Source organism: Shimia sagamensis (assembly GCF_900182745.1).
In the GTDB taxonomy this organism is placed as follows: Bacteria; Pseudomonadota; Alphaproteobacteria; order Rhodobacterales; family Rhodobacteraceae; genus Shimia; species Shimia sagamensis.
This window is the reverse complement of sequence record NZ_FXTY01000017.1, coordinates 1-18263: the sequence shown is the minus strand read 5'-3', so window position 1 is coordinate 18263 and position 18263 is coordinate 1. Positions and strand designations below refer to the sequence as shown.

Here is an 18263-nt window from a genome sequence, read left to right as displayed (position 1 = left end):
CAGGTAGATTGGACGGCCACACAGATTGCTCATGCCGCCACCCCGAGAATGCTGTGACCCCAATCCAGTACGGCTTGCTTGCTCGCCTGAAAGCGTTCCTTGCCCATGGCCTTGTAGCTTTGGCTGTGTGGAGTGGAGCAGATAACGAAGTTTTTGCGCACGATCACGAGGGCGTAGCCATGCGCCTTGCGCGCCAGATTGGCGATCACCGGTGCGGCTGCACATGCTGCTGCCTTGCTTTCAAAAACGATGGTCTCCGTATCGCAATGACCGGTAGCGATCAGGCCGTGCTTGCGAAACGCGCCGGCGCTTTTTGCGTAGGGTGCGCTCGCGTGGTGATGGGGGAGATTGGCCCACAGGTCATTGATCTCGGCAAACTGCTGGTTGTGGCTGGCGCGGCTGCGTTGTTGTTCGCGCAGTTTGTCGGCAAGGGCGTCGGCATAGGTTTTGGGAACCCATTCCTCACCATCGATGACCATGCTGGCAGGACGCAGGTTTAGTGGGTGCTGGCTCATTAGTTTGCTCCCAAGATGGTTCGTTCAAGGACCGCGTTTGACAGGTCGTCTGGATCAATTCCGTAGGCTTTTCCGACCTTCTCAAAGAGCGCGCTATGATTGGCACCCTGAGGCGATTTCATGGCCGCTTCCTCGCGCGAGAGGTATTCATCAACTGCTTTAGGCATGTTTTCTAAAGTCATGACTTTAAACCTTAAAACTGGGTTGAAGTTTGCCGGTTCGATACGCGGATATCTCCGTCGTGATCCGGGCTGCCAATGAGAGTGAAATTTGGACCGCGACGACGATTATTCGCGCGACTTTTCTATGCGCTCTTCATCCAACTGGTGGCGACGCTGCTCGTAGGTTTCGATCACGGCTTCCCAGAGGTCGAAGTGCTTGGATTCAAGCTCGCCAATTATAGCCGCGCGGCGATCCCATTCGTTGTCGATCTGGCGACTGCCTTTCATACGGCCGAATTGAGCGCGTAACGCATCTGCGATTGCTTCCGCCTTTTCGCGCGGTGTGGCGTTCTCCGGCAGGTTCTCGGTGATTGTGTTTGCCCAAGAGTATTGCTTGTTGGGCGGGCGTTGTTGCTGGCCGTTGCCATCGTTGTCGTCATCGGTGGCGATGTTGAACAAATTGCAGATCAGGTAACGGCGCGCATAGGTCATGGTGCTGCCCATAGCCTGAATGCCGGTTTTGTTTGTTTTCCCTTGAGAGCCTGCAGCATCCAGCGGGAAGGCCGCTTGCCCCTCTTCGGTGTGCCCGTTCTCGTGCATCACGGACCAATTGACCAAGAGATTGTCTTTGTCGTCTTTGCCGCCCGGATTGAAGCTTACAGAAAAGCCGTGGCTATACGCGATTGGCATTGCCTGCTCTTCGATGTCGGAGAGGTCCGCGTAGGTGCTGCGCGTGTGGGTGTTCTGCTTGCTCTTGGCCACAGTTGGCATGTGGGCCTGCGCCTTTGCCATTGCGCTATTGTAGGCGCGTTTTGCCTCGCGCTGATCTTCCTCACGTTGGTTGGTGTCGTGCCGGTCTTTTAGGTCCATCATTCGCTCTAGGCGCTCGATCGGGACGTTTGGGTCCATCGCGACCCGTTCAATCATGCTCACCATGGGATCGGCCGGTAGCATCGGTGCTGCGCCTTGATCCTCAACCTGTGCGATTTGGTTGTTCATAATTTGCTCCTTCAAAACTGGAGCGGGCAGAGGCTTACGCAGCCTCTTGCTCGCTTTCCTCAATGCGGTTGATTGCGTCGAAGCCGATCATCTTTTCCGTCCACTCGCGGGAGCGGTAGATCTTGGTCACCCCATCATCGATGCTGATGCCATCGACGGTGATGAAGCCGCTGGTGTTGGTGGAGAGGTAGGCAATGACTTCTTCGCCGTTTTCGTTTTCCGGATCGAATTCTTCGACCCAGATATCGGTCACATCGACCTCGAGTTCGGCGTTAGTCCAAGATGGTGTTTTGATAGATTGATACTGCATTTCACTACCTTTCCAGATGCCGCGATCTGCCACTGCGTCTTCGGCGGCCTAACTGTAGTGTAGTGAAAAACACTAATGTAGGTCAAGTATAAAATAGTGAAAAACGCTAAAATGTGGAGGACAGTTAACAAGACCGGAAAGGTTGCCTGTCAAATACACCGAGCCTTGGGCCGACTCTTTGGGCCCATGGATGGCTGGTGGGATTTTATCCATCGTGGTGTTTGTTCGTGCCCTGCGAAACTGAAGTTAGTAACGGTGTTACATGGGGATGTACCGTCGCAATAAACTTGTAGCTCATATGCACGCGCAGAGAGCGCATGCGGAATGCGGGGCTAGAGTTGTCCATAACGCTGCTGATGCTAGAGCAATGTACGAAGTCAAAAGAGCAGCAAAAATAACCAACTTGGAACGTCTTGGCCGTTGGTGCTTATTCTTTTGAAAACAGCAAATTACGTGAGCTTGTTAAGCTCCCTTAGCTTTGAGGAGTTTTAGCGCAAAAGTCTCAACTAGGGTTTGGTCGTTTTCGTCCAGTTGAGAGACTGTCTTGATCAACTCAGCCCAACGATCGTCGTCTTCTTTCTGGAAGAAAGCTAGGGCGCCAGGAACCTCTTTGGCTTGAACGCGTCGCTTCCCTTTAAGGATTTTTGACAGCTTGTCGCTATCGATACCCATGGCTTCGGCAAGCCGGGTTTGTTCCCCGTGTTCACCGGTGAGCCGTTCCATCAACCATTCCGCGTTTACTGTTTTCATGCTGCGATAATTGCTTTTTTGTGTCTGAACTTGTATCGCGAAAAACGCTAATTTATATATTGACCAAATTAGTGAAAATCACTAATTGAAGTGGTATGGAACCGGCAAGCAGCATAATTGAGAGATGTGGTGGTCCTGCAAAGGTAGCTGACCACCTCGGAATTCACCGAACACGTGTTTACGCATGGCGATCTCCTAAACGTAAAGGAGGGACCGACGGGGTAATTCCCATGAAGCATGCACAAGTTCTTCTCAGAGACGCGCATGTTCTCGGAGCATGTCTCAGTCCAGAAGACTTTTTTCGGTCCTGTGACGGGACAGCCAACCGATGATGTACTCGCAAATATCCCTATCCACATTCCAGAAGTTGCTGATGTGCCTGACACAAGCTGTTTTTTAAGAGGTTTTCTCCCTCTCAAACTGCACGCACGGCACTCCCTTCACAACAAAAACGGGTTTTAAAATGTCTGATCTTCTGTACGCCAACATGTTCCGCCGCCTTGTCAGCAAAACTGGTGGGGTAGAGGCAGCCTGCGCCACGGTTTCTGCGTTGCTAGGGCATGAAATTTCCAAAGGGACGATCTCTCGGATCCAAAACGGTTTTGCCGCAGTGCCGATGATCTACGTCTACGCTCTAGAGGACGCGACGGGCGACTACCGCTTTACAAAACTTCGCGTCAAGGAAGTCGAAGACCGCGTGGCCGCAAAGGAAGGTCCGTCAATTACACGGCTTGCCGGTGAAGTCGGCAAGGAGGCCGGTGAGGCTGTAAACGCGCTGATCCTTGCGGCTGAAACCGGCGATCCCAAAGCCATGGCGGAAGCTCGTGTTGAAGTGGAAGAAATGCTTCACGCTGGAGAGACCGCGCTTTCCACTATCGAGAAGTTGAAGGCGTAATGTCTGAGCCGCTGCGCCCCAAACTCACTTCAGAAGACGGGTATGCCGTAATACGCATCCCGTTGACCGAAGTGCATGGGTTACGCGTAGCGCTCAATGAATGCCCGTGCGTGGCACCCAAATCCTCCAGAACAAAATCAATCAGAAAGCGGCTAGCGATAGCCCTTGGAAGACTTGAGGCGAGGTGATGGCAGTTATCCAGAAAGAGGTCATGCGCCGCCTTAAGGAAGGTGAAACGCTGCTCTGCTCCCTTCCTGTGGGCGACAGCGCGACTGATAAGCCGGTCTACTTTTTGTCCGGAGGTGGGCGTGTGACCACGGCCACTTACCACAAGCTGACGTCAGAAATGGAAGCTGTTTCGCCGGGCCTGTTTGAGGACTTGGAGCCTCAGGAATGGCGTTGGGTGGAAAGATGAGCCTCCCGTACTTCCCTCTATATGCTGACGATTTTGAGGCGGACACTGCGCACTTAACTCTAGCGGAGGATGGTGCTTACAATCGCCTTCTTCGCCTTTGTTGGCGTTCGCCCGGATGCAAAATTCCAGCTGATGAAGACTGGGTTTTTAGAAAACTTCGTGCTCGTACAAACGAGGAAAAGGAGACCGTTCGCATCGTGCTCGATGAGTTCTTTGCGACGCGATCAGGCAAGATTTTCAACAATCGATTACTTGAGATTTGGAAAGACTCAAAAATCAAACATCAACGTCGAGTTGTCGCTGGATCGAAGGGCGGTCGCTCTAAGTCTTTGAAAACAAAAGAACCGAAGGCTAGCAAAACTACTAGCAATGCTGCAGCAATGCCTAAGCAACCAGAACCAGAACCAGAACCAAAGATAAGAGAAGATACTAGCGTATCTTCTTTGTCGTCAGGCAACGACGCGCAGCCGGTGGGTGAAATCGCATCAGCGGTGTTTGACTACAACGAAGCAGCGGCAGCGTGTGGGTGGCCGAGGGTTCAGAAGATCAGCGCCGCCAGACGATCATCCCTGGCGGCTCGCTTGAACGAAGCGGGAGGGATCGTAGGTTGGCGTGCTGCACTCGCCAAGGCTCGGGCATCGCCCCTCTGCAACGGAGAAAACGACCGAGGTTGGATCGTGAACTTCGACTTCCTGATCCGCCAATCTTCATTCGCCAAGTTGATCGAGGGCAACTATGACCAACGCTCCCGCAGTAATTTCAAAACTCCCAACACCGACCCCACGTCTGACGCAATCGCTATTGCCGCACGAAGTCGAAGACCATCGGGCCCGGATCGCGTTCGAGGTTGAAATCATCATGCAAGGCTACTGGCAGGCTCCACTTTCGCCTGAAATGAAGGGTGCCGTTCTCGCCGACTGGTGCGACGAACTCGAGGACTGGCCGCAAGATCAGGTTCGAGCTGCGCTGCGCGATTGGCGGCGACGCAATCCATCGAAGAGGCCGAACCCGGGACACATTGCAGAAACCCTCAAAGCATGGCGGGGCAGGGACTACGTGGCCAGCCTGCCGCCTAAGCAGGAAGCCCCTCGCAGGAAGCGATGCGGAAGGGCGCGCGCAGAGGAAATCATGGACGAGATCGGTTTCCAGCCGAAGAGATTTGGAGGTGAGCAATGAGACTGGTCTCAACGGTCTACAGCAAGGGTCCAGACGAACGCGATCACGCGCAGCTGCTGAAGAACCGCGACAAGGCCCGCGTGGCGCTCTGGCACAAGGAAGGCATCGCTGCAATCGACCCAAAAGAAATCAACGATGATTGGATCAAGCAGATGGTGATCAACATCGCAACCGAGCAGTACGGAGCGCGCAAAAATGGGGAAGGGTGATCGCCGCGGGAAGTCCAAGAAATCGCCGCTGGACTTGCCTGGATTGGCGCCAACACCGCGCCCCAAGAAGCGAGGCAAGGCGCGTATGGCAGAGATTAGCCAGGAACGGGATCCGCAGCGCACGGTGCTGTCCACACGAGCGCGAATGATGGGGCAGGAGGACACCGTACAGAACCGGCAAAACATGCGCAGCCAAGCGCTAGGAGAGGCCGCAGGACGCGCTATCTACCTCGCATGCGACGAGGAGGAGGCTGCCAAGCTCTGGAGCATCTACGCGGCGTTTACGGCGACCGAAGCGCGCTATGCCAAAGTCGTTCTCTGCAAGAGCCTTCACGCGAAAGGCACAAGGATCGAAATGATGCCTGAGCGGTTTGAAACTCGCGCGGACGACAAACCGGATTTGCGGAGTGAAGACGAGCGCCACCGCGACGCCGTGAACGACTGGATGCGTTGGCGGGGGTACATCGGGTGGCTGCGGAGCGATCAACAATTCGGGCTATTTGAGGTCGTGCGGGGCCGGGTTGAGCCGGTTGTTGAGGCTGAGCTCACGTGGGCAGGGGAGCGGTTTGTTGACGCGTTGAGAATGCTTGCTGTGCCTGTTGATGCAGGGGGGTAACGTCAGCTGTCTGCCCGAAGCAGACATTGCCCATCTGCAGAAGGGCGGATACCAGACCTTCGCTGCGAACGCGAACTTTCGCGGTCGGTTGGCCATAGCAGACGCGCATTCTCCGGACGCAGGTCCGTTAAACTTGATGTGCCTCGACCATCTTGGCCAGCAAGGCTGCATTCATGCAAAAATTCTTGAAAGTAGAGCCGAATTTGCAGCAACGGATAGAGTTTTCGGCAATAGATTTGCGGATAGGCCATTTAAATCGGCCTGATTGTATGCTTCAACCGCTACAGGAAAGGTGACTCGAAAGCGTTGCATAGACAGTTTCAGAAATGGGGAACATCTTGAAAACAGGATTAGACGCAAATGCCAGCTCGGCTGGTTCGCTCTTCTCGAGTTCAGTTTTTGAAGTGCCGCCGTTCCAGCGAGAGTACTCTTGGTCCAACGATGAGGTTAAAGAGTTCTTTGGAGATATTCAGGGCGCTCTTGATCAAGACAGCTATTTCTTGGGGCTGGTAATAATTACAGAAGAGAAAACGCGTAGGCAGATAGTGGATGGGCAGCAGCGGATTGTGACCCTAAGTCTGCTGGCGGCTGCACTGTACCACGAAGCACAGAAACGTGGTAGAGATGCACTCGCAGATCGCCTCAAGGCAGATTTTTTACGTTCAATAAATTATTCAACTGATCAGACGGATCCTCGAGTTGTGTTAACGGATCCGAAGGATAACGAGACGCTTCAAGACATCCTTGACAACGGCTCTGAGGCCAAGAAGGCGAAGGATGGGGAAGGAGTTTCTGCGCAGATGCGCTCTTCCTACGATTTGATTTCAAGATCGCTAGCTGTGGATTTGTCTGCTGACCCTTTCAAGAGGCTTGGAAAGTGGACGGAATTCATAACTCACAAACTCTATTTTGCTGTTTTTGCTCACCCTGATCCGGCCACCGTTTATAGTTTGTTTGAGGTTATCAACACTAGGGGGAGAGACCTTACGACTGCAGATCTGCTCAAAAACTACATACTGAGCCAAACTAAAGAAGACTATAAACTGGAAGTCTATGGTCGTTGGCAAAGCCTTTCGGGCGCTTTCCCAGCTTCTAGTTCGACAAGCTTCGTCCAATACATACGGCACGCAGTGACTGTAGATAGTGGCCATGTTTTGCCCCGCGACTTATTTGCATTCCTTGCTGGTAGAACCAAATCTGCATCTAAGGAGCCGCCTAGCGCCTATGGCTTGCTGGACCTTTTGGAAGCTCGTTTCCCGTTGTATTCTCAAATGGTTGATCCAACGCTTTCTGGACCCGCAGACGACTTTGCTTTGCGAGTGTTTTCGGCGCTTAATCAGCTAAACGTGATCACCGTCCGACCTCTTATGATGGCGATTAGCGATTTGGTTGATCCACGAAAAGGGCTTGAGTACGTATTGAAACTTGTCGTTCGACGTATGGTCGTCGGTACTCTTGGTACCGGTAATATTGAAAGACGGTTTTCCGACGCCGCGAGAAGAGTAGCAGACGAAAAGTCTTGGGCATTCTTGGAGACAGAATTTGCCGATCTGAACCCCAGCAAAGAAGAGTTCGTAAATAGGATCGAAAAGCGTTCCTTCAATAAGGGCACCCTTACATTTTTAAGAAGTTCGATAATTGGAGAGACAATTGTTCCTAACGAATATGAGACGTTGCATTTTATACTTCCGAGAACTGTAACTGATTGGGGTGGCTTTGATGATGATGAGCGCTCAATCTGGGGGCCAAGAATTGGGAACAGCTTCTTGTCTACTGAAAGCAGGAGGCCTGAAGGGGCTTTAACTTGGGTGGGTTTTAAGGAGGTGTTGTTGCCAACGGCTGCAGACGGTGAATGGATAGACGCTCTTAATGGATATAACATATGGGATGTCGACGCTGTTAAATCTGTTGGTGAAGATCTGGCAAAAGCTGCTGGCGAAATCTGGTATGACTAGCGGTGCTTCCCAAAACGCCGATGAGATTATTGGAAGGATGATAGCGGTTTTTGACCGCCAAATCGAAATTCCAGCGCTTGAAGCACTGATCTCTGCTCTTAAAGCGTCTCCCGACGCAACCAATCTGGCGGATACGGCAATTGCTATCGATGCAAACGCCGTACTTAGAATACCTCAACATCGGAAAAGCTCCGACATTGTTGACTACCTATCCATACAGCATGCCGGTCCAATAATATTGCCAGGGCAAGTCATCCAAGAGTATTGGAACAACCAGCTTGCTGCTGTGGATACGGTGTCCAAAGGAATGCAGAAAAAATTTGAGGCCTTTAAGACTGAAGTCGCAAGATATGACCAAACTCAGGGCGAAGCTTTCGAGAAAATCAGTGCTGGCCTTGATGCATTCAAAAACGACAATAGCGAATTATTTCATCCCGACACTGTTCATAAGACTATTACCTTTCTCGAAACATTGGCTGAAAAAGCTACCGTTCCTTATGCACCACGTATGGCGTTTCATCAGATTGCTGAGCACCGAAAGAGGGTTAAGACCCCACCGGGCTTCCGTGATGTCGGCGACGGGGATTTCTATGTTTGGGTAGATGTACTCTTTGGCTTGCTAACGATGATCAAGGCTGGGGCAACCCCTTCAAAATTAATACTTGTTACCAACGATGGAAAAATCGACTGGTGCCGCGAAGGAGAGGCTCATCCTGTTCTATGCGCTGAGGCCAAGGCCCTCCTCGAGGTCGACTTTGAAATCTGGACATTGGACAAGTTTGCGGATTCGGTTGCCAACTAGTTAGATTACATTGCCCAGCGGCAAGGTGGAATAAGTTAACTTCGACATAGAGACAAGAAGCCTGCAATCACTTTCATAGCCATACGGGGCGTCGCATGACACCTTAAATGCTGCTCCATGCACCATTGGCTGCTTCGACGAGCCGCACCGCAGCATTCAAAGTTTGGCTGGACGGCCGCAATGGGCCGAACGCGCGACTTTGAAAACCCACTTCCTGCACTTGCCAGCCATTAATCAACTTCGCACAAATGGAGGAGAGACCTTAAGCTCGAGCAGACGACAAGCCGGATTTGCGGAGTGAAGATGAACGCCACCGCGACGCGGTCAACGACTGGATGCGCTGGCGGGGGTATATCGGGCAGTTGCGAAGCGATCAGCAGTACGCGCTGTTCGCGGTTGTACGGGGGCGGGTTGAGTCGGTCGTGGATGCTAGGATCACGCGGGCAGGGGGGCGATTTGTAGGCGCGTTGAGTTTGCTCGCGGTGGTTGTTGAAGGTAGAGGATGACGGTTGCGCCTCGCCCGCGTCGGAGCTCCAAAGTATTGGGGCCACGTTCCGAGAATGATGCTTCACTCAAAACTTGACGGAAAGCGGTGCCGCCTGTCTATTTGGGTATGAGACTCAATTTCAAGTTGTGGGTGCATAGATGACTGAGAAGCTGCCTGAATACCTGATACAGGGCGAAGCTGCTCGCTTGTTCCCTGTGCTTTCAACCACGTCAAAAGAAGGCCGCACAACGTCCATCGTGCTCGCCTGTATGGTTCAGATTGAAGAGCTGGGAGCCGCGTTGCTGCAATCGCTTGGTCAGAAGCGCGGAAAACGAGCTCAAGTTCATGCATTTACGGAGGTTGTCTTCAAGAGCCAATCCAAGACAATCAAAGATCGGCCGGATGGTTTGATAGTCATGAAGGTTGGCTCTCGCGAGTGGAAGGCTCTTGTCGAAACAAAAGTCGGGAACAATACTCTAGAGGCTGAGCAGGTTGAAAGATATCGCGTTCTTGCGAAGGAGAACGGCGTAGATTGCGTTATCACCATATCCAACCAATTTGCCACGACGCCAACCGCTCACCCGGTGGAGGAAGTCAGGAAGAGCAGGTCCAAGATTGATGTTTATCACTGGTCATGGATGCACGTCGTCACAACAGCGGAGTTGCTGATTAGCCAGGAGCAGGTCGAGGACAAAGATCAGTTACTGTTGCTCAATGAGCTTCGGCGTTTTCTCAATCATGAAAGTGCTGGGGTTCAGGGCTTCCATAGGATGCCCAAAGAATGGGGCGATCTCAACAAATTGGTGTCATCTGGCGGCGTTATTCCTGCGCGGTTGCCTGAGGCACAGATCGTAATTGACGCTTGGCATCAGGAAACACGTGATCTGTCGCTGATCCTGAGCCGCCTTGTTGAAACATCCGTCAGTGAAAAACTGTCTCGAAAACATATCAATGATCCGGCTCTGCGGAAAAAGGACGAACTGGTGTTGCTCCGTGAACAACACCAGTTGCAGTGCATTCTGGATGTTCCGGACACCGCCGCCCCTATTGAAGTCACCGCGGATCTGAAGAGGCGGTGTGTCGACGTAGGCATGACGATCCGTGCGCCCGAAGACAAGAAGTCGACAAAAGCCAGGGTGAATTGGCTTCTTCGGCAGATCAAGGCCGATAACATGGACGGACTGTATATTCGGTTGCTTTGGCCTGGCGCCAGCGAGCCGACGCAGCACCTGGTCTCAGAACTCCGGGACGACATTGATATATGCCAAGGAGGCAAGGACCACTTGGTTACGCACGGCTTTCACGTCTTCTTATCCAAGCGCCTGGGTGGGCGTTTCACACAACAGGCCAACTTCATATCCGACTTAGAGGAGGTCGTTCCACTATTCTACGGTGAAGTGGGCGCCAATCTGTCCGTCTGGAAGAAGGCTGCACCCAAGATCAAAACTGACAAACCAAAAGCTGAAGACGTATCGATAGACGCAATTGCGGAGGATGCGGAGGATTTTAACGGCTGACCTAGGCTTCAGAAGAATTCTTCTACTGACGGCCCAAAGAGAAGTGAGGTTCAGTACACTATCAGCCCAAAGTTGCCTTTCATCTACCATCTATCTTGTTAGGCTGCTGCCCATTTTGGACGCAAAACGACTATCACGTTCGTATGACTAAATCTGCTTACGAAATTGGTTCCATTAAGTCGTCTTTTTTCTCCCCAACCAATAGAACCAGCAAACGTTCCAGTGCCTCTTCGTCTTGAAAACTTTTTACACCCTTCATTTGCCTTACACACCATCCCAAGACTCGTATGAAATCATGTCCTCTTGTGACTGACTGATGTGGCTCCCTGCGTAAGGTTTTCGCCCTATCTTTGACTTTTTCAAACAACTCCTGACGTTCATGTTTTGTGGCACAACCTGACAGGCTTCGCTCGATCAGGTCATTGATGTTTAGATTTGGACTGCCCCCAGCTAGAGTCAAACAGCGTCGAATATCAATCAATGCGGTATTAAACCCTCCTGATACCACCTCAAGTCTCAAGCAATACAAATCAAAGAGACACAACTTCACATCAGAGAAGAAGCCTGCCCAATCTGGAATTTTACACTTTGCAGCCCCTAACAAGATTTTTTTAACGAAATCCTCACTAAAAAAAGTAGTTTCTGTATCACAGAATTTAGTCTTAACCAATCCATTGGCCGGATCAGTGGCGCGAAGCCAATCATCAAAATCCCGATCAATTAAAAGCCGTACATCGGTATCGATTGGGAGGCTCAACTCATAGGCAAGGGCAATGACTCTCTGCCTATTGCCTGAAGTCAGGCCATGCTTCTTAAGTAATCCTCCGCTAACCTCCACATCATCAATACTGTAACAAGGCCGAAATTTCTCAGGATAGAAACTCAAGACTCCGTCAACCACCTCTTTGTCAAAAGAACCCTCGACGTAAACGTCGTTCAATTCTGGTTCCAACTCATACCGAAGTCTAATTTCTTCAACTTTTCGCTTTGGAATACTCATTCAAACAGACCCAATATCAAGAAATCTCAACGACGGAAGAACGATGTTGAGCAATTAATTCCAACGAGTGCGAAGCAAAAATAAACTGTGTCTCGGTGCCGTGAGTAATTTTTGACAAAGCCTGCAGTAACTTTCTTTGCCACTTAATGTTCAGAGATATTTCAGGTTCATCAACGATAAATACACTAGGTTGATCTTGCGCGGTGAACGCATAACAAAACATGAGAAGAAGCTGCTGCTCGCCAGATGACAACTGATAAGCTTCCAGTTCATCTCCGGCACTATTTTCAATGGAAAATCCCTTGGACATGGAGAAACACATTTTTTTTCTCGTTAGGAACGAGTTAATCTGATTTATAAAAAGGTCCAAGCTTTTAAAGACTGGGGAAATCGCATCAAGTCGGCTCAAAACTGAGCGCACATATGGGTCAACGAGCCTTGCTGAAATGCTCCGTCCCTGTTCTGGTCCCGACGTGAGCGCTTCTCTGAAACGGGTCATGTCCATAGCCCCTGTCATCTCGTATGCAGAATAGCTTTGGCTGTTATTCTCGATTGTATCGAGCCGATTGAGTAACGTTTCTATTTTGTTGTGTTGTGTATCATTATTTTCGGAAGGGTAGTCGACAGCGAGTTGTCCGAGCACTTGCTCATAAACTGAATGAACATTCATTGACCCTTGAGTTGCACTTCTAAGCGCCCTATTTTGCACCCACGCCGAAGCCTTCATTAGCGCTTGTTTCAGGGCGATTTGCCTAGATCCTTTAACAAGATCTCGAACCTTGCTGCCTCGTCGATCATGCAGGATCTCCCGCAGCTCCATTTCCTCCGCGGGATCAGACACAGAATCGCTGTCCAATCGACGCTCCGCACTTACCAAAAATATGGTAGGAGAGCAGTCTTTTAACGCCTTTAGATAAGCGGCCTCTCCTCGTAGAACTCCATCTTCGATGGATTCACTTCTTTTTGTCCGCAATTCTGAAACTATATTGGGAGTAATAAATTTTGAGTTCAATAACTGTTCCAAAACAATATCACTAACATCGTCGTCAATTACATAGTTTCGGCTACTTTTTCCTTTGCTGTAAGTCCATTCAGCTTGAACCTCATGATTTCGCCTAACCTGAAACACTATAACAGACGAGTCTAACCCTTGCGGTCGTTCTGCACTGAGGACGAAGCCGTTCTTGAGTTCAACGTATAAGGATAAGAATGAGATGTTCCAAATTGCTGTTCTGTGACCACGATCTCCGGCACTCGACAAAAGATGAAACACGAGAGCCAGGAGCGTACTTTTACCAACTCCATTGTCACCATAAAGAATAGCTGGATTTGTCAAAGATCCTTCGTCAGGAAGAACATAGTCGAATTGCCCAAAAAGTTTCTCTACCGAGATTTTCTTGATTGTTCCGCTTTCCATTCGGGATGCCCTCAAATTTTGTCTTTTGATATGCATAGACCACTACACGTTGAAAAGCCAATCGCCTGTCTCGACGCGATGCCGGTTTAGCCGACAACTTGGGGGAGGTGGACCAAGTGGCTGCGTTGCCAGCCAAGATCAGCTTGAGAGGACCATTTGCGATCATGACAGTGGAAGAGATGGGGGATAGCTCGGAGCCCTTACTAAAAATTTGCAAAGTCCGAAGTCTGCGTTTCGCTGACATTGTTGACTGCTGCGGCATTGGCTTCGGCCGCCTTGGCTGTCCGTACGTCTGCTCTCGGATACCTGGTCAAAGAATGTCGCGCCTGCAGCATGGTTGCTGTCGAAACTTTCGCCAATGTACAGATGGTGCTGGTAGCCGTTGCTGTTGGCACTTTTTTGCACCCTGCGTCTTTACACTGCCTTGGTAATGCAGCTGTTTGCTGCCAAAGTCCGATGGTGGATTTTATTGTATAGGCTCAATCGGAAAACGGGGTGAGATTGTGGACCACGACGAAGCAAAGATTGAAGGCCGCCTGCATGGCGAACAGATTGAACCCGAGCAACCAGACAATATGCTCCAACGTTTCATCTACATGGTGCTGATCGCTATCATGATCTCAGTTGCACAAACGGTGCTAGGGGTGGCGACGATTGTTCAGTTTGTTGTAATGGTGGTCAACAATCAGCAGCCCAATGAGCGGTTGGCCGATTTTGGAACCGACTTGGGAGTTTGGATCGCCAAGGCTGCAAGATTCCAAACGGCTGCCAGCAACGTAAAGCCTTGGCCTTGGACTGAGCTGGACTAGCGCCGGGCTTTCGTTCTCTGTGGACCCAACTGCCTGCAATGTCACTGAGTGCTCCAATGGCAGCTATTACGCAGTATCCGATCAACTGATGAATGGAAGGTTTGGGCTCTTCGCTGGCTATGCGGACAGCCATGGAGCCAGACTTTTTTACAGGTCGCAGACCGCGCTTTGTGGCCCGTCCGAGCCAGCCGCAATGCTGACCGAAGCACGTTGCAGGGGGAGCAATCTATGGTCCCATGCAAGGCTATTTCAGTCCGTAGGTGTTGCGAGAAGTTGCGCCTTTAACTCCATCGTCACAGTGTACGTACTGCCTCCCTTGCCACGCATATGAAAAGCATAAGCACCGATCATGACCATCTGGTGGGAGAGGGGGACACAAGCTTGTTTTCTGAGGTGCTTCGTGAGCTGGGGGCACTCCCCAAGCTGTATTACCTACCACCTCCAGACTGGGCCTAGCTTAGCGGCCGTGATCGGCACTTAGATCAACCCGTATTCTCTGTATGCGAGAGAATTTATGGGTTCTCGCCATTGGTGGCAAGTTGAAGAGAGGCGTACATGGCTGTGTGTTTGCTATATTTATTAATCATCAGTGGCGCCGTTGGAATTCTTTGCGGAGAAGTCCAAATCGCATTGGGCGGAGATTCAAGGACAGCTCTAGTGATCTACTTTTTATTTGGTTGGGTGTTTCCGATAGTTTGTAGGGCTCTAGTGGCCGTTCGTAGGAAACTGAATGCAGTTTTGGCTCAAACCCGCCACCTTCCGCAGGACAAAATTTGCAATGAAACATTCTTGGGGGGATAGCATGAAAATCGCGTTCTTGTGCCCATGGGTGATTGTCTTGGCCGGATGCGTACAGCCGCCAGCTTCGCCTGAGGAAAAAGTGGCACGTCAGTGGGCCGGTGCTGAACTGGCAGCTACCAAATGTGCCGGCTACATCGGAGGTTTCTCAGCCGCCAAAGATTTGCGCAACGAAGCAAAGAAAGACTTGGCCGAAGCCCGTCAGCTTGGTGCAACCGATGAGTTGCTGGTGAAAGCCAAAACGGATGTTACCAGCGCTATCACGACCTCGGAGTTGATGATTGGACTAAGAGAAACCTGCAACCAACTTGTAAGCCAACTTGCGTATCATACTCGCTAACCAATAGCGGCGGCTAGGTTACGAAAGTTTCAGCTGTTTGCAGGAGCGGGCACAGATCGTCCCTCTTAGGCGTTCATTGCTTTAGCGACTACATAATGGATCCTGCGGATCACCCGGTACCGTAGCCGAGATACAAATTGGACCCTCTGAGTTTGCCGGTGCCAAACAATCTCTACCTCCTGCATGAAGCCTTTTGGTTAGGCAGGGTGCGTCGTTCTTTGAGTTGGCCAAGACAAAGGCGAAGCCGAGTAAGTTGACACTCAGCTCAGTGACTTTGGGAGGTTTTGTTCTCGGACAGCTCAGAAGGAGCTTACTAAGTGAAGAGGCGCTCATGATCGTCAGAGATCCACCATCACCGCTACTACTGTTTCTTGTGATGCAAGGCTCGGTGGTGCCAAAAATTATTGGAAATATCGGAACAGTCACAGTGCTTTCCGTTGGCGTGTTGCTGGTCGATCACCACGTAATTGAATTGCCGCGTATTCCGATCGCAGCAATGGGCGTGATCGGGGTCGCCCTTTCTCTTTTTCTGGGATTTCGCAATAACGCTGCATACGACCGTTGGTGGGAAGCCCGCCGGCTCTGGGGAGCTTTGATCGCGGACATTCGCGCATTGGCGTATCAGGCCAGAATTTTTCTGGCGACGGAAGATGATCGAAAAACACTCCTTAGCTACGCGGTTGCCTTTGCGCATTTGCACCGAGGGGCACTACGAAAGACTGAAGTGCAGGCCGACATCACTGATTGGGTTGGGGCGCAATGGTCTGAATCGATAGTGACCAAAAACAATCCCGCTGACGCAGCTCTTCGTTCAATGGCTGATCAAATGGGGCAACTGGCCCAGGCTGATAAACTCAGTGGTTTTGGTCAAATGACAATCATGGATACACTTTCTTCTCTGGCACGTTCCCAGGCGGGCTGTGAAAGGATCGCTACAACTCCGTTGCCGTTTGTATATTCGCTGCTAGTCCGCAGAACCACGTATCTCTATTGCTGGTTGCTTCCGTTTGCGCTCATCGGGTCGGCAAACTGGTTCACACCAGTCTGTGCGGCTGTGGTGTCCTATGCTTTCTTTGGACTTCAGGAAGTGACCAGAGAGTTGGAAGCGCCGTTTCACAACGTTCAGAATGGCCTGCCTCTCGATGCGATGTGCCGAACCATCGAAATTTCAGTTTCTGAAACTCTGGACATACCGGCGCCAGTCCCTCTGATGGCAAAGAACCATTTTCTGAGTTAAATTGTCCTCACTGCAATAGGTAGACACAGCTGTTTTGCTGGCGCCAGCCCAACTTACGGATCAGGTCTTGGTTCAGCCAGAACAACACCAGTGTTTTGTGCGGCTTCAAACGGTTGCTTTGCGAACTCAGGTTTGTGTTATCATGAGAAGAAAGAGGTTTCATGGATCAGCTTTCCATCTACTTGCCTGGCATCCTGTTGGCGTATTCCATTTTTCTAGTAGGGGTAGCCAGCCCAGGTCCAAATATTTTGGCAATCATCGGCACATCAATGAGCATTGATCGTAAGTCCGGGGTCTCGCTTGCACTCGGTGTGGCGATGGGGTCGTTAACTTGGGGCATCCTCGCTGCATCTGGCCTTTCTGCGTTGCTTGCGAAATACGCTTCAGCTCTGATTTTCATCAAGATTGCCGGTGGCCTCTATCTTCTCTGGCTTGCTTACAAGTCCTTCAAGTCGGCGTCATCCACCTATGATTTGGAAGTTAAGAAGCTTGGTCAAGAAGGTCGGTCGCCACTTCGCTGCGCCCTGAGTGGGTATACAGTCCAGATGACCAACCCAAAAGCTGCACTTGCTTGGATTGCTACCATTTCATTGGGCCTGCAGCCAGGATCCCCAATTTGGGTTTCAGCTGCAATCGTGCTGGGTATCTTTGTCCTGTCAACAGTGACCCACACGCTCTATGCGATCGCCTTTTCAACTTCGTTCATGGTCGCTGCTTACAGCCGTGCACGGCGATACATACAGGCAACCTTGGGAGTGTTCTTTTCTGTTGCTGGGCTAAAGTTGCTGACGGATAGAAATTGACTTCCGCCGTTAGGCTAAAAGGACGGATTCAGCCTCTTTACCTACAACCAAAACCCCGCTTGCAGGATCTGACGTGCTCAAGGCTGGCTTTTGAACTCTGTCCACAGAGATTCTCACCTGTCTTTAGGTTTTTCCGCACGAACCGAGCGTTAGTACGTTGGTCGGTCAGCGTTCAGTCTATCTTGACCGGGATACAAGGTTCTTCGAAGGGCCAAATGAAAATCGGTCACCAGAAGAGCGGTTTATTGCGAACGTGTAATTGGCTTTGTGGGAAGAACCATACGTTTTGGTCTTAGATGAATGGGACACAAACCTGGACGAACACACCACCATTTACCTCGAGAGCCTTCTCGATAAGTTCTTTCAGCACAGCCTCCTACTTGAGATTAGGCGCACTGTGAAAAACCTGGCTCTCGTCGCCAAGTGAGTTGAGTGAGCAGGTCTAGTTTATCTGCCCCCTTTCACGCTGCTCTCTTTACATATTTATCATTCCAATTCGCACCCAATTCGCGTCATTCAGAGCTCTTTTCTTTTCTGGCGAATAGGCGTCCGGTGTCATGCCAACGTCCCGCAAGAGCCGCTCCGGAAGGTGATCAATGTGCTCATTGTAAAGCCTGCCCTGTTTGAGGAAAGCCCGGTCCTTGGAGGGGTATTCGTTTCGGCCAAAAAGAGTTCTCAGCCACATGGGAAATATGCTCATCAGGAATTTCCTTCTTCAGATGTCGGATGCTGTCAGAAGGGCAAAATTCAACGGAGTGTTAGCCCTGCGTCCCAGTGTGAGACCACAACCAAACGGACGATGTGCCGGTGGTGTTCATGTGGTTTCGACGATTGAATTAGGCCAGTAGCTAACCTGCGCCAACGTACGTGCGGGTACGTGCTTATGGCGCATGGAAGGGGCGGGTTAAGCGAAAAGGCACAAGGTGCTTGATGTTATTCCCATTGTTGTGGGCACTTTGTCTCACACTCCATCCACGTGGATCCTCTAATGTGGATGGAGTGTGATTTCCCATCTCCGAACTTGCATTGACGCAGGCAGGTGAACGTGAGAA

General features: G+C 51.0%; 21 protein-coding genes. 12 read left to right on the top strand and 9 right to left on the bottom strand.

What is annotated here, in order from left to right:
* Nucleotides 1-29: 29 nt before the first annotated feature.
* From QOL67_RS21645 to QOL67_RS21625, 5 genes are all read right to left on the bottom strand, one after another.
* Entirely contained in the window at nucleotides 30-515 is a 486-nt protein-coding gene (locus tag QOL67_RS21645) for a hypothetical protein (RefSeq protein WP_283428079.1), read from the bottom strand.
* Nucleotides 515-697 (bottom strand): hypothetical protein, encoded by a 183-nt coding sequence (locus tag QOL67_RS21640; RefSeq protein ID WP_283428078.1) that lies wholly within the window; start codon nucleotides 695-697, stop codon nucleotides 515-517. The genes QOL67_RS21645 and QOL67_RS21640 overlap by 1 nt, the downstream gene beginning before the upstream one ends.
* 105 nt (nucleotides 698-802) lie before the next feature.
* Nucleotides 803-1675, bottom strand: a complete 873-nt coding sequence (locus QOL67_RS21635; RefSeq protein WP_283428077.1) for an ERF family protein — start codon at nucleotides 1673-1675, stop codon at nucleotides 803-805.
* A gap of 34 nt (nucleotides 1676-1709) precedes the next feature.
* Nucleotides 1710-1985 carry a hypothetical protein gene (locus QOL67_RS21630; protein WP_283428076.1) on the bottom strand — a complete coding sequence of 92 codons (276 nt, stop codon included), beginning with the start codon at nucleotides 1983-1985 and terminating at the stop codon, nucleotides 1710-1712.
* 462 nt (nucleotides 1986-2447) lie between these two features.
* Nucleotides 2448-2708, bottom strand: a complete 261-nt coding sequence (locus tag QOL67_RS21625; protein WP_283428075.1) for a helix-turn-helix domain-containing protein — start codon at nucleotides 2706-2708, stop codon at nucleotides 2448-2450.
* Nucleotides 2709-3198: 490 nt separating this feature from the next.
* On the opposite strand from QOL67_RS21625, the gene QOL67_RS21620 reads away from it, so the two are divergent.
* The 8 genes from QOL67_RS21620 (at nucleotide 3199) to QOL67_RS21585 (ending at nucleotide 10807) form a co-directional block, all read left to right on the top strand.
* Nucleotides 3199-3630 (top strand): hypothetical protein, encoded by a 432-nt coding sequence (locus QOL67_RS21620; RefSeq protein ID WP_283428074.1) that lies wholly within the window; start codon nucleotides 3199-3201, stop codon nucleotides 3628-3630.
* Nucleotides 3631-3817: 187 nt separating this feature from the next.
* Nucleotides 3818-4045 carry a hypothetical protein gene (locus tag QOL67_RS21615; RefSeq protein ID WP_283428073.1) on the top strand — a complete coding sequence of 76 codons (228 nt, stop codon included), beginning with the start codon at nucleotides 3818-3820 and terminating at the stop codon, nucleotides 4043-4045.
* The gene (locus QOL67_RS21610) at nucleotides 4024-4896 is read left to right on the top strand and encodes a YdaU family protein (RefSeq protein WP_283428072.1); all 873 of its coding nucleotides are present in this window, start codon (nucleotides 4024-4026) and stop codon (nucleotides 4894-4896) included. The genes QOL67_RS21615 and QOL67_RS21610 overlap by 22 nt, the downstream gene beginning before the upstream one ends.
* 321 nt (nucleotides 4897-5217) lie before the next feature.
* Nucleotides 5218-5430, top strand: coding sequence for a hypothetical protein (locus QOL67_RS21605; protein ID WP_283428051.1), 213 nt, complete (start codon nucleotides 5218-5220; stop codon nucleotides 5428-5430).
* Complete coding sequence (locus tag QOL67_RS21600; protein WP_283428071.1) at nucleotides 5417-6046, top strand: hypothetical protein; 630 nt, start codon at nucleotides 5417-5419, stop codon at nucleotides 6044-6046. The genes QOL67_RS21605 and QOL67_RS21600 overlap by 14 nt, the downstream gene beginning before the upstream one ends.
* A gap of 338 nt (nucleotides 6047-6384) precedes the next feature.
* The gene (locus QOL67_RS21595; protein ID WP_283428070.1) at nucleotides 6385-8001 is read left to right on the top strand and encodes a DUF262 domain-containing protein; all 1617 of its coding nucleotides are present in this window, start codon (nucleotides 6385-6387) and stop codon (nucleotides 7999-8001) included.
* Nucleotides 7934-8803, top strand: a complete 870-nt coding sequence (locus QOL67_RS21590) for a PIN-like domain-containing protein (protein ID WP_283428069.1) — start codon at nucleotides 7934-7936, stop codon at nucleotides 8801-8803. The genes QOL67_RS21595 and QOL67_RS21590 overlap by 68 nt, the downstream gene beginning before the upstream one ends.
* Before the next feature lie 645 nt (nucleotides 8804-9448).
* Nucleotides 9449-10807, top strand: a complete 1359-nt coding sequence (locus tag QOL67_RS21585; protein WP_283428068.1) for a hypothetical protein — start codon at nucleotides 9449-9451, stop codon at nucleotides 10805-10807.
* A gap of 157 nt (nucleotides 10808-10964) precedes the next feature.
* Here the strand turns inward: QOL67_RS21585 and QOL67_RS21580 are convergent, their stop codons facing one another.
* Nucleotides 10965-11807, bottom strand: a complete 843-nt coding sequence (locus QOL67_RS21580) for a hypothetical protein (RefSeq protein WP_283428067.1) — start codon at nucleotides 11805-11807, stop codon at nucleotides 10965-10967.
* A 16-nt stretch (nucleotides 11808-11823) separates the two neighbouring features.
* Nucleotides 11824-13224, bottom strand: a complete 1401-nt coding sequence (locus tag QOL67_RS21575) for an AAA family ATPase (protein ID WP_283428066.1) — start codon at nucleotides 13222-13224, stop codon at nucleotides 11824-11826.
* 503 nt (nucleotides 13225-13727) lie between these two features.
* Between QOL67_RS21575 and QOL67_RS21570 the strand changes: the two genes are divergently transcribed.
* From QOL67_RS21570 to QOL67_RS21560, 3 genes are all read left to right on the top strand, one after another.
* Nucleotides 13728-14033, top strand: coding sequence for a DUF4389 domain-containing protein (locus tag QOL67_RS21570; protein WP_283428065.1), 306 nt, complete (start codon nucleotides 13728-13730; stop codon nucleotides 14031-14033).
* A gap of 802 nt (nucleotides 14034-14835) precedes the next feature.
* Nucleotides 14836-15171, top strand: coding sequence for a hypothetical protein (locus QOL67_RS21565; RefSeq protein ID WP_283428064.1), 336 nt, complete (start codon nucleotides 14836-14838; stop codon nucleotides 15169-15171).
* A gap of 331 nt (nucleotides 15172-15502) precedes the next feature.
* On the top strand, nucleotides 15503-16408 hold the full coding sequence (locus QOL67_RS21560) for a bestrophin family protein (protein WP_283428063.1): 906 nt from the start codon (nucleotides 15503-15505) through the stop codon (nucleotides 16406-16408).
* 7 nt (nucleotides 16409-16415) lie between these two features.
* Here the strand turns inward: QOL67_RS21560 and QOL67_RS21555 are convergent, their stop codons facing one another.
* Entirely contained in the window at nucleotides 16416-16571 is a 156-nt protein-coding gene (locus QOL67_RS21555; protein ID WP_283428062.1) for a hypothetical protein, read from the bottom strand.
* Here QOL67_RS21555 and QOL67_RS21550 point away from each other — a divergent pair.
* Complete coding sequence (locus QOL67_RS21550; protein ID WP_283428061.1) at nucleotides 16570-17211, top strand: LysE family translocator; 642 nt, start codon at nucleotides 16570-16572, stop codon at nucleotides 17209-17211. The two genes, QOL67_RS21555 and QOL67_RS21550, sit on opposite strands and share 2 nt — an antisense overlap.
* A 475-nt stretch (nucleotides 17212-17686) precedes the next feature.
* On the opposite strand, the gene QOL67_RS21545 is transcribed toward QOL67_RS21550, so the two are convergent.
* Nucleotides 17687-17911: a hypothetical protein gene (locus tag QOL67_RS21545; protein WP_283428060.1), complete on the bottom strand. Its 225-nt coding sequence runs from the start codon at nucleotides 17909-17911 to the stop codon at nucleotides 17687-17689.
* Nucleotides 17912-18263 lie beyond the last annotated feature (352 nt).